The organism is Kribbella sp. NPDC104740 (assembly GCF_055583505.1).
The window spans coordinates 1-11,990 of the sequence record NZ_JBVJNV010000010.1 but is presented as its reverse complement, the minus strand read 5'-3'; the positions used below and the strand labels follow the sequence as shown (position 1 = coordinate 11,990).

The 11,990-nt window shown below is 70.4% G+C and carries 6 protein-coding genes; 4 read left to right on the top strand and 2 right to left on the bottom strand.

Features of this window, described 5'->3' with window-relative positions:
- Nucleotides 1–36: 36 nt before the first annotated feature.
- Both ACZ6Z4_RS35585 and ACZ6Z4_RS35580 read right to left on the bottom strand, forming a co-directional pair.
- Complete coding sequence (locus ACZ6Z4_RS35585; RefSeq protein WP_465575447.1) at nucleotides 37–264, bottom strand: hypothetical protein; 228 nt, start codon at nucleotides 262–264, stop codon at nucleotides 37–39.
- On the bottom strand, nucleotides 261–1,625 hold the full coding sequence (locus ACZ6Z4_RS35580) for a hypothetical protein (protein WP_465575444.1): 1,365 nt from the start codon (nucleotides 1,623–1,625) through the stop codon (nucleotides 261–263). Before ACZ6Z4_RS35580 ends, ACZ6Z4_RS35585 begins: the two co-directional genes overlap by 4 nt.
- Before the next feature lie 386 nt (nucleotides 1,626–2,011).
- Between ACZ6Z4_RS35580 and ACZ6Z4_RS35575 the strand changes: the two genes are divergently transcribed.
- The 4 genes from ACZ6Z4_RS35575 to ACZ6Z4_RS35560 form a co-directional block, all read left to right on the top strand.
- A complete protein-coding gene (locus tag ACZ6Z4_RS35575) occupies nucleotides 2,012–5,371 on the top strand; it encodes a PKD domain-containing protein (RefSeq protein WP_465575441.1) in 3,360 nt (1,119 codons plus the stop codon).
- 43 nt (nucleotides 5,372–5,414) lie between these two features.
- Entirely contained in the window at nucleotides 5,415–8,246 is a 2,832-nt protein-coding gene (locus ACZ6Z4_RS35570) for a PKD domain-containing protein (protein ID WP_465575436.1), read from the top strand.
- A 142-nt stretch (nucleotides 8,247–8,388) separates the two neighbouring features.
- Nucleotides 8,389–11,202 carry a PKD domain-containing protein gene (locus ACZ6Z4_RS35565; RefSeq protein WP_465575432.1) on the top strand — a complete coding sequence of 938 codons (2,814 nt, stop codon included), beginning with the start codon at nucleotides 8,389–8,391 and terminating at the stop codon, nucleotides 11,200–11,202.
- 68 nt (nucleotides 11,203–11,270) lie between these two features.
- Nucleotides 11,271–11,990: hypothetical protein (locus ACZ6Z4_RS35560; protein WP_465575429.1), on the top strand; the 720-nt coding region annotated here is incomplete at its 3' end.

Below are 11,990 nucleotides of genomic sequence, written 5' to 3'. Positions count from 1 at the left end.
CGGGAGTGCGACTGTTCTCGGAACCCAGACCGGGGCTTATTTTCGCGACAATGATCGGTTAACCTGGGACGGCCCGCTGTCGGCGCCCCCCGTCCCCCCGGCCGGGACCAGCAGCCGCGGCGCCGAGCGCGACGGAACGAAGATCAGGTCCTGCGTCCCCGTGGTCCGGCGGCGGCCGCGGACGACCTCGACCGTCCGGCCGGGCCAGAGCCGCTCCACCGCACCGACCAGCCGGTCGGTGGTGACATCGGCGATCAGCGTCATTCGGTCGTCACCGCCTTCGCCTCGCGCTCGTCGCGCCACATCAGGCCGAGCGCGATCATCAGCGTGAACAGCGGCGAGCCGAGCGTGTCGTAGACCAGGATCTCGATCAGGAAGAACAGCAGGACCGCGCAGCCGATCATCGCGATCGGCTCCCGGCTGCGGATGTTTCGCGCGAACCGGACCAGGAAGAAGGCCAGGAACAACGCGGTCCCGAGCAGCCCCTGGGTGAACACGACCAGCCACAGGTGCCCCTGCGTCCCGAACGGCGGGACCGCGCAGGCCGGGCAGCCGAGCGTCGCGCCGCCGGCGATCGAGCCGAAGCTGCCCTCGACGTCGCGGGTGTTGCCGAAGCCGATCAGCGGCGAACCCTTCACGGTCGACTCGACGGTCTTGAAGGCGAGCTCGCTGCGGCGGTCGTTGCTGTGCTGGTGGGCGAGCCGCTCGCTGATCATGTTCGGCAGCGGCGACAGCAGCGCGGCCACCACGGCCACCACGGCGACCGGAGCCAGCCACGCCATCGCGTTGAAGCCGCGCAGCCGGATCACCTGGACGACGGCGTACAGCGCGCCGACCACGAGCACCGCCCACAGGCCACGGTTCAGCGAGTACACGACCGGTACGGCGGCCACCACGAGCACCGGCCAGCCGGCCAGCCGCCGCCAGCCCGAGCTGCGCCCGAACCACCCGTACAGGAAGAACGGCAGGTAGAAGGACAGGTTCGCGCCCCACGAGTTCGCGTAGGCGTACGGCGCCCGCGGCCGCGGCTGGGCGAAGCCGAGCACGTTCTGGATGTCGGCGGTGGCCGGGTGGATCAGCGCGCGCAGGAACTTGTTCGCCCCGACCGAGTGCGGCAGCACCAGCTCGAGGAACGAGCTGAACTGCAGCGTCGGCGCGAGCACCCCGAGCAGGCCGCCGAACGCGGTCACCACGAACATGTAGCCGAGCAGCCGGACCACGCGCTCGGTCGGCAGCTGCGCCTTGCTGGTGTTGCCGACGTACAGCAGGACGATCGTGACCACCAGGTACCAGCACAGGCGGTACACGTAGGTGAGGACCGTGCCGCCGAGCGGGCCGGTGGTGCTGTACGGCGCGTCGCTGGTCAGCATCGTCGCGCTGACCAGGACCACGGCCAGGAAGCCGATCCACCAGCCGAAGCCGCGCGGCGCGATCACCGTCCGGCGGCTGATCAGCGACCAGGCCATCGGGACCGCGGCGATGAAGAAGATGAACTCGGTCAGGCCGAGCACCCACCACAGCGGAAAGCCCAGGAACAGCACGGACAGCGGCCACCCGGCCCACCAGCGACGGCGCTGTCCGGGCGCCGTGCCGGCCCCCGCCGCGGCGACGTTGTGTGACGACAAACCGATTTCCCCCACCCGTGCTCCCGAGCACCTGCGACCCCGGCCCCCCGGCCAAGCTGGTGCTCTCCCCACAAGGAGGATAGGGGCAGGAGAACGGATCGCCAATGACCGGTGACGTTTTCGGCACCTGTCCGTGACGAACCGGGGGCGGTGCGGGGAAGCCGAGCGGCCGTTTTGATCACCCTCCGTGACGCCGGCGTGGCCTCGGGTTCACTTATCACAACGGATCGACGCTCCGGCAACTGTTTTGTGGCCGAAGTACTGCGGTAGCAGGTCCGAAGGTGTTTACTGTGCGACCAAGGGGACCTGGAGCGCTGGGGGGTGTGCCAGGCAAGGGTTGTGCCCGGCACCGCCGTTCGGCGCGCTGCGGGGCGGGGGGAGTTGACGTGCGCAAGTCCTATTTCTGTGTGCTCATGGCGCTGGTGACGGCGTTGACCGGATGCCTGGTGTTCCTGGGCGGTCCGGCCACTGCTGTGCAGGTCAGTCAGGACCAGCTGGTCACTGACGACCCGGCGAACTGGACGCCGAACGTGCTGGACGGGTCGGTCAAGACCATCCAGCAGTTCGGCAACCGGATCCTGATCGGCGGTGAGTTCACCCAGGTCCAGTCCCGCGACGGCACCACGACGTACCCGCGGACGAACCTGGCGGCCTTCAACGCGACCACCGGGGAGATCGACGCGACCTTCGCGCCGAACCCGGACGGCGAGGTGACCACGATCATCCCCGCCGGTGACGGTGTGAACGCGTTCGTGGCCGGCTACTTCAACAACATCAGCGGCGGCGGCTCGCCGAGCGTGGCCAAGATCAACGCCACCACCGGCGCCCGCGTGTCGGGCTTCCACTTCCCGCGCATCGACGGCCGGGTCCGCGACATGCGGCTGTCCAACGGCCGGCTCTGGATCGCCGGCCTGTTCGCCAACTACGAGGGCCACGCGCAGGCCGCGCTGGCCACCGCCGACCCGGTCACCGGCGACTACGACCCGTACATGAACCTGCAGATCGCCGGTCTGCACCGCGGCGGCGTGACGACGGTGATGAAGATCGACATCACGCCGGACGGCAGCAACCTGGTCGCGATCGGCAACTTCGACACCATCTCCGGGGTCAAGAAGCACCAGGTGTTCATGCTGAACCTGACCGGCCCGAGCGCGACCGTCGAGAACTGGCAGACGAACTTCTACAACACCGCCTGCTCGAGCTCGTTCACCACCTACATGCGTGACCTGGACATCTCGCCGGACGGCTCGTACTTCGTCATCTCCACCACCGGCGCGTACGGCGGTTCGCTGACCGCCTGCGACTCGACCGCGCGCTGGAACACCGCCGCCCGCGGCTCGGACCTGAAGGCCGCGTGGATCAACAACACCGGTGGTGACACCACGTACGCCGTCGCGATCACCGGCTCGGTGGTCTACACCGGCGGCCACGCCCGCTGGCAGAACAACCCGTTCAGCGCCGACTCGGCCGGCCAGGGCGCGGTCTCGCGGCCCGGTATCGCCGCGCTCGACCCGATCAACGGCCTGCCGCTGTCGTGGAACCCGACCCGCGAGCGCGGCGTCGGTGTCTTCGACCTGCTCGCGACACCGACCGGCCTGTGGGTCGGCTCGGACACCGACCGGATCGGCAACTTCGAGTACCACGCCAAGATCGCGTTCTTCCCGCTCGCGGGCGGCACCACGATCGCGCCGAACAACACCCCGACGCTGCCGAACAACCTGTACATCGCGGGCCGGCGGACCGGGAACATCATCTTCGTCACCTGGGACAACACGGTCGGCCGCTCGTCGTTCAACGGCACCACCGCGAGCGCGCTCGCCACGGTCCCGAACGGCGGCCTGACCTGGGGCAACAACCGCGGCGCCTTCATGCTGAACGGCCAGCTGTACGCCGGCTGGTCCAACGGCGTCTTCGACAAGCGAAGTTTCGACGGCACCACGTTCGGCACCCCGACCCCGGTGAACACCGGTGACCAGATCACCAACATGTCCACCTGGCACGGCGAGGTGCAGAACATCACCGGCATGTTCTACGACTCGGGCCGGATCTACTTCACCCGCTCGGGCCAGAACAACCTGTACTACCGGTACTTCACGCCGGAGTCCGGCGTGATCGGCGCGAACATCTTCACCGCGACCGGCAACGTGACCGGGCTGAACTTCTCGCAGGTCAACGGCATGGTGCTGGCCGGGAACACCTTGTACTGGGCGCAGTCCACGGACGGCACCCTGCGCAAGATCACCTTCAACTCGGCGACCGGCGTACCGACCGCCGGCACGGCGCAGACGCTGAGCACCGGCGGCATCGACTGGCGGGCCCGGACGCTGTTCCTGTACCAGGACCCGACCGGTCAGGGCCCGAACCAGCTGCCCACCGCCCAGGCGGCCGTCGGCTGCACGGACCTGAACTGCGCGTACTCGTCGGCCGGCTCGGCCGATCCCGACGGCACCATCGCGTCGTACGCGTGGACCTTCGGTGACGGCGGGACGAGCACCGACGCCAACCCGTCGCACCGGTACGCGGCGGCCGGCACCTACTCGGTCGGCCTGACCGTCACCGACAACCGGGGCGGCACCGCGACCAAGACCCAGAACGTCGTCGTGACCCACGTGAACACGTTGCCCACCGCAACGTTCGGGGAGAGCTGCGACAGCCTGACCTGCGCCTTCGACGGCTCCGCGTCGAGCGACGTGGACGGTCCGATCACGAACTACGCGTGGAACTTCGGCGACTCCATCACGGGCAGCGGCGCCACGCCGTCGCACACCTACGCCGCCAGCGGCACCTACACGGTGACGCTGACGGTGACCGACAACGAGGGCGGCACCAAGGCGACCTCGCACCCGGTCACGGTGACCCGGATCAACCAGGGCCCGGCGGCGAGCTTCACGACGGACTGCACCGACCTCGCGTGCGGGACGAACGCGGGCGCCTCGAACGACCCGGACGGCACGATCACCGACTACGCGTGGAACTTCGGGGACAGCGCGACCGGGTCCGGAGCGACCGCCTCGCACACCTACGCGGCGGCCGGCACGTACACGATCAGCCTGACCGTGACCGACAACGACGGCGCGACCGCGTCGACCACCCGGACGGTGTCGGTCGTCGACCCGGCCCGGTCGATCGACTTCGTCGGCTCCAGCCGGGTGAACGGCAACGCCGCGAGCTTCGCCGTCACGGTACCGGCCGCGGTCACCGCCGGCGACGCGCTGCTGCTGTTCTTCGCCGACAACGACCCGGGGCCGACGGTCACCGGTCCGGCCGGCTGGACGCTGGTCGACTCGGTCGCCTCCACCAACCAGGTGGGCCGGCTCTGGCGGCGTACGGCGACCGCGACCGACGCGGGCAGCACCGTGGCCGTGACGACGTCCGCGCTGACCAAGGCCGACGCGACCCTGCTCGCCTACCGCGGGACAGCGGCCAACCCGATCGCGGTGTCGGCCACCGGCAGCGAGACCGTCGCCCAGGCGGCGCACACCGCGCCGGCTCTGACGTCGGCGACGGTCGGCGGCAAGCTGGTCAGCTACTGGGCGGAGAAGTCGTCGGCGACGACGACGCTGACCGCTCCGGCCGGCACCACCGCGCGAGCGAACAGCACGGGCGCCGGCTCCGGCCGGATCACCGCGCTGGCGGTCGACCGCACCGACCCGGTGGTCCCGGGTGCGGTTCCGGGGCTGACCGCGACGGCCGACTCGGCCAGTGCCCGGGCGCTGATGTTCAGCGTCGTCCTGGCCCCGAGCTGATCGCGGACCACGCCAAGAGCAAGGTCTTCTGGGGAGGAGAATCGTGCGGAAGAGCTGTTCAGCACTGCTGGCACTGGCGATGGGGGTCGCCGCGTGCCTGACCGGAGTACAGGGGGCGCAGGCCGTCCAGGTCCCGCAGGACCGGGTGGTCAGCGCCGACCCCGCCAACTTCACACCGAACGTGCTCGACGGGTCGGTCAAGTCCATCGTCCAGGTCGGTAACACGATCCTGATCGGCGGTCTGTTCAACCAGATCCAGGCGGCGTCCGGCGGGCCGGTGCTGGCGCGGCGGAACCTGGCCGCGTTCGACGCGACCACCGGTGCGATCAGTACGACGTTCGCCCCGAACCCGGACGGTGAGGTCACCACGATCCTGCCGTCCGGCGACGGGTCGACGGTCTACCTCGGTGGCTCGTTCAACACCGTCGGCGGCGCGTCGTCGGTGAGCACCGCCCGGATCAACGCCACCACCGGCGCCCGGATCACCACCTTCGTCCCGCCCACGCTGTCCGGGCGGGTCAAGGACATGCGGCTGGTCGGGAACCGGCTCTGGCTGGCCGGTACGTTCACGCACATCGCGGGGCACCTGCAGCCCGCGCTGGGCACGGTGAACGCGACCACCGGCGCGTGGGACCCGTACATGGGCCTGTCGATCGCCGGCGTCCACAACGGCGGCAACACCACCGTGATCAAGATCGACACCACGCCCGACGGCAGCCAGCTGGTTGCCATCGGCAACTTCGATACCATCTCCGGGGTCAAGCACCACCAGGTCTTCATGCTGAACCTGACCGGTGCGACCGCGGCGGTCGAGAACTGGCAGACCAACTTCTACAACACCGGCTGCTCGGCGTCGTTCCAGACCTACATGCGTGACCTGGACTTCTCGCCGGACGGTTCGTACTTCGTGGTCTCGACCACGGGCGCGTACGGTGGCGCCGGCACGGCCTGCGACTCGACGGCCCGCTGGAACACCAGCGCGCGGGGGAGTGCGCTGAGCTACTACTGGCTGAACAACACCGGCGGTGACACCACGTACGCCGTGGCCGCCACCGGCACCGCCGTGTACGTCGGCGGTCACCAGCGCTGGCAGAACAACCCGTTCGCGGGCGACCGAGCGGGCCAGGGCGCGGTCTCGCGGCCCGGCATCGCGGCGCTCGACCCGGTGAACGGCCTGCCGTTCTCCTGGAACCCGACCCGCGAACGCGGGGTCGGCGTCTTCGACCTGCTCGCGACCTCGACCGGCCTGTGGGTCGGCTCGGACACCGAGCACCTCGGCCAGAACTTCGAGTACCACCCGAGGATCGCCTACTTCCCGCTGGCCGGCGGCACCGTCGTACCGGCCAACAACACGCCGGTCCTGCCGAACAACCTGTACCTGGCCGGGCCGCGCAGCCCGGTGGCCGACACGGTCACCCGGACGTCGTACGACGGAACCACCTTCGGCGCACCGGCCGCGGTGCCCAACGGCGGGATCAGCTGGGGCACCTCGAACCGCGGCGCCTTCATGCTGAACGGCGTCCTGTACGCCGGCTGGTCGGACGGCTCGTTCAACCGGCGGACCTACGACGGCAACAGCTTCGGCGGCGCGACCGCGATCAACACCGGCGACCTGCTGGTGACCATGACGACCTGGCACAGCGAGGTCGCCCAGATCACCGGGATGTTCTTCGACACCGGCCGGATCTACTACACGCTGTCCGGCCAGTCGAGCCTGTTCTACCGGTACTTCACGCCGGAGAGCGGCGTGGTCGGCGCGACCCGCTACACCGCGACCGGCAACACCGCGGGGGTCAACTTCTCCCAGGTGCAGGGCATGTTCGTGACGCCGACCGGCTTCTACTGGGCCAGCTCGGCCGACGGCGACCTGCGCCGGGCGGGCTGGTCGCAGGCGACCGGCGTACCGACCGGGTCGTCGACGACGGTGTCCACCGGTGAGTGGCGGTCCCGCGGGCTGTTCCTGTTCCAGGGCATCCCCGCGCCGCCGAACCAGCTGCCGGTGGCCCAGGTCGGGATCAACTGCAGCAACCTGGACTGCACGTACTCGTCGGCCGGGTCGACCGACCCGGACGGCACCATCCAGTCCTACCAGTGGTCGTTCGGCGACGGCGGTACGGCGACCGGGCCGAGCCCGACGCACACGTACGCCGCCGCCGGCACCTACACCGTCACGCTGACGGTGACCGACGACGACGGCGGCACCGGGCAGCGGACGCAGAACGTGTCCGTCACCACCGGCGGCGCCAGCCCGGTCACGTTCGTCGGCGGCGCGGGCGTCAACCTGAACAGCAACGCGTTCAACGTGACCGTCCCGGCGGCGACACCGGCCGGCGCGCTGATGCTGCTGTTCTTCAGCGACAACGACCCGGCGCCGACGGTGAACGGCCCGGCGGGCTGGACCCAGGTCCAGACCGCGAGCTCGACCAACCAGCAGGGCCGGGTCTGGCGCAAGACCGCGACCGGGACCGACGCCGGGTCGGTGGTCGGGGTGACCACGTCGTCGCTCACCAAGGGCAACGCGACGCTGGTCGTCTACTCCGGCGTCTCCGGTACGACGCCGGTCGCGGCCTCGGCCGCGGGCAGCGAGACCGTCAATCGGACGACCCACACGACGCCGACGGTGGCGTCGTCGGTCGCCGGCGCCCGCCTGGTCAGCTACTGGGGCGAGAAGTCGTCGGCCACGACGACGCTCACCCCTCCGGCCGGTCTGACCGTCCGGAACGCCAGTACCGGCAGTGGTTCGGGCCGGGTCACCGCACTGACCGGTGACAGCGGACCGTTCGGGCCGGGCACGCTCGGCGGCCTGACCGCGACGGCGGACTCGTCGTCCGCCCGGGCCTTGATGTTCAGCGTCGTGGTGGCCCCGGCGCCGTAAGGAACGCAGCGGGGCAACCGGTGGGCCGGCGCTCTTCCCGCGGAGCGCGAGCCGGTCCACCACCACAGTGGCGGTTCCCGGGTGGGGGGAAGCGCGGGGCGACCCGCGCGCCGGCCGGGGCCGTGGGTCCAGGGGGTCCGTGATGGCGTTACGCCGTTTGCCGTTGGTCGTACTACTACTAGCTCTGATCGGAGCGCTGCTCTCGGCCGGAGCCGACCGTGCGGCCGAGGCGGTGCAGCTGCCGCAGTCCACGATCGTCAGTGCCGACCCGGTCGACTGGACACCGCACGCGCTGAACGGCGAGGTGCACGCGCTGATCCAGGTCGGGAACCGGGTGATCGTCGGGGGGACGTTCACCACGATCCGGTCCGCGACCAGCTCGACGCAGATCAGCCGGCGGTCGATCTTCGCCTACAACGCCAGCACCGGCGCGCTCGACAACACCTTCCTGCCGACGGTCAACGGCGCTGTCGAGACCCTGGCGGCGGCCGAGGACGGTCAGTCGATCTACATCGGCGGCAGCTTCACCTCGGTGAAGGGCGTCAGCCAGCCGCGGCTCGCGCGGGTCAACCTCACCGACGGCAGCCTGGTCACGACGTTCCGGCCGACCGTCAACCGCACGGTGTACGACGTCAAGCTCGCCGGCGGCCGGTTGTTCCTCGGCGGACTGTTCACCTCGGTCGGTGGTCAGGGCCGGACCGTGCTGGCCGCGGTGAACGCGGACACCGGCGCGGTCGACCCGTTCCTGGCCCTCACCTTCGCCAACCCGGTCCGCGGTGCCGAGCTCCAGGTCAACAAGCTCGACATCACCCCCGACGGCAGCAAGCTGGTGGCCATCGGCAACTTCTCGCTGGTCGGCGGGCAGCGCCGGGTGCAGATCGTGATGCTCGACCTGACCGGGCCGTCGGCCGCGGTCCGGAACTGGTACACGCCACGCTTCGAACCGAACTGCTCCGACCAGTTCTGGACCTACGTGCACGACGTCGACTTCGCGCCGGACGGTGCGTACTTCGTCGTCGTCACCACCGGCGGTACGCCGCCCGACCGTCTGTGCGACTCGGCCTCGCGCTGGGAGACCAACGCGGTCGGCACCAACCTGCAGCCGACCTGGATCAACTACACCGGCGGCGACACCCTGTGGAGCGTCGCTGTGACCGGAGTCGCGGTCTACGTCGGCGGCCACCAGCGCTGGCTGAACAACACGAACGGCAGCAACTCCGCCGTACCGGGCTCGGTCTCCCGCGAGGGCCTGGCCGCGCTCGACCCGCTGAACGGTTTGCCGTACTCGTGGAACCCGACCCGGACCCGCGGGGTCGGCGTCTTCGACCTGACCGCGGTCCCCGGCGGCCTGCTGATGGGCAGCGACACCGACCGGACCGGCCAGAACTACGAGTTCCACGGCCGCCTGGCGATGTTCCCGAACTCGTCGCTCACCCCGCCGCCGGGCTTCACCGGTCAGCTCCCCGGCCCGGTCTACCGGCTCGGCAGCACCACCACCGTCCGCTCGTACGACGGAATGACCGCCGGCGCGGCAACAACCGTCAGCACCGGCACCGCCAACTTCACCAACGCCCGCGGCGCCGTGATGATCGACGGCAACCTGTACGCCGGAACCACCGACGGCACCCTGACCCGGCGGACCTTCAACGGCAGCACCTTCGGCCCGTCGAGCAACGTGAACCTGCGCGGCATGACCGCCTTCGCCAACGACCTGCGGAACATGACCGGCATGTTCTTCGGCAACGGCCGGCTCTTCTACACGCTGGCCGGCCAGTCGTCGCTGTACTACCGCTACTTCACCCCGGAGAGCCAGATCCTCGGCGTCACCAGGTTCGTGGCCGCGGGCAACATCTCCGGCGTCAGCTGGAACCAGGTGTCCGGGATGTTCCTGTCCGGCAACCAGCTGTACTGGGCGACCAGCGCCGACGGCAACCTGCACCGGGTGAACTTCGCCAACAACGTTCCCGTCGCAGGCACCGCCGTGGTGACCAGCGGCCCGGGAATCGACGGTCAGGACTGGCGCTCGCAGGGCACGTTCCTGCTCGCCGGAACCGGTCCGGTGCCGAACCTCCGGCCGTCGGCCGCCTGGACCGGCTCCTGCGACCTGCTCGACTGCGACTTCTCCGGGCTCACCTCGAGCGACTCCGACGGCGCCATCACGGCGTACGAGTGGGACTTCGGCGACGGTACGACGGCCAGCGGGCCGACGCCCGAACACACCTACGCGGCGCCGGGCTCCTACACGGTGACGCTGACGGTGACCGACGACGAGGACGCGACCGGGACCGACAGCCGGCCGCTGACCGTCTCCGACGTGGCCAACCCGGTCGAGTTCGTCGGGGCGAACGCGTCGAACCAGAACGCGCTCACGCACTCGGTGACCGTGCCGCCGACGACCAGTGCGGGTGACGGGCTGCTGCTGTTCTTCACCCAGAACTCGACGGCGGCGCTGACCGGTCCGACCGGTGTCACCGGCTGGACGCTGCTGCGGACCGTGAACGGCGCCGGCTACGTGACGCGGGTCTGGCAGAAGGTTGCCGGGGCCAACGACGCGGGCCAGACCGTGTCGGTCAACGTCGGGTCGTACAGCAAGGCGGGCCTGACGGTCGCGGCGTACTCGGGGACGAGTCTGTCCGGTCCGGTCGCCGCCTTCGACTCGGCCACCGAGTCGGTGACCCGGTCGACGCACACCACGCCGGTCGTCGACAACACCGTGCCAGGAGCCTGGCGGGTCTCGTACTGGACCGACAAGTCGTCGGCGACCAGCGCGTGGACGGCACCGGCGGGGGAGCAGGTCCGGAGTACGTCGTTCGGTTCGCCGAGCGGGCACATCTCGACGCTGCTCACCGACCGGGGTGCCGCCGTACCGACCGGCGCTCAGGGCGGACTCGCCGCCGTCGCGAACAGCTCGAACTCCACGGCGAACATGTGGACACTGTTGCTGCGGCCGCGGTGACGCCGGGCCCGGCTACGCTGCCGACAGGAGGTGGACAGATGCCAAGGACAACGAAACTCTGGCCCGCGGTGGCTGCCGCGCTGCTGCTGGCCGGCTGCGGTACGGCGGCCGGCGACTCCGGCGGTGTCGACCCGGCCGCGGCCACCGACACCCCGCCGCGGCCGCAGCTCCTGCTCACCTTCGACGACCAGCAGCCCGGCCCGGCGGCCGGGAAGGAGATCCGCAGCGACGGCTCCGCCGCGGCGATCGTCGACCTGCTCGCGGTGAACAAACCGGTCGCGGAGTTCGAGAAGGGCCGCGAAGACGGGGTGGCGCTGCGCTTCCCTCCGTACGCCGGGACGTCGAAGGGCTCGTTCGCGGCGCTCCGGGTGGAGCCGGAGGAGTGGCTGTCACCGGGCTCGTCGGAGTTCACCTTCGGCGCCGACGTCCGGCTCGACGGTCACTCCAGCGGCAGCGAGATCGACAACGGCGACAACGTGCTGCAGCGCGGTTTGTTCGCGGACTCGGCCCAGTTCAAGATCCAGGTCGACAAGCACCGCGCGTCCTGCGTGGTCCGCGGCACCGACGGCGCCGTGGTGGTGAAGTCCAAGCTGACGCTCGACCCGGCCAAGTGGTACCGGCTGTCCTGCCACCGGCTCGACACCACCGTCACGCTGACCGTCACCGACCTCGGGGGGGGGGGGGGGGGGGGGGGGGGGGGGGGGAAAAGGGGGGGGGGGGGGGGGGGGGGGGGGGGGGGGGGGGAACCCCCCCCCCCCCCCGCGTCCACCTCCGCCCCGAGGTGGTCA

What these genes read in the sequence shown, in the direction of transcription:
- ACZ6Z4_RS35585 (WP_465575447.1), bottom strand. Translation starts at nt 264, where the DNA reads ATGACGCTGATCGCCGATGTCACCACCGACCGGCTGGTCGGTGCGGTG.
- ACZ6Z4_RS35565 (WP_465575432.1), top strand. Translation starts at nt 8,389, where the DNA reads ATGGCGTTACGCCGTTTGCCGTTGGTCGTACTACTACTAGCTCTGATC.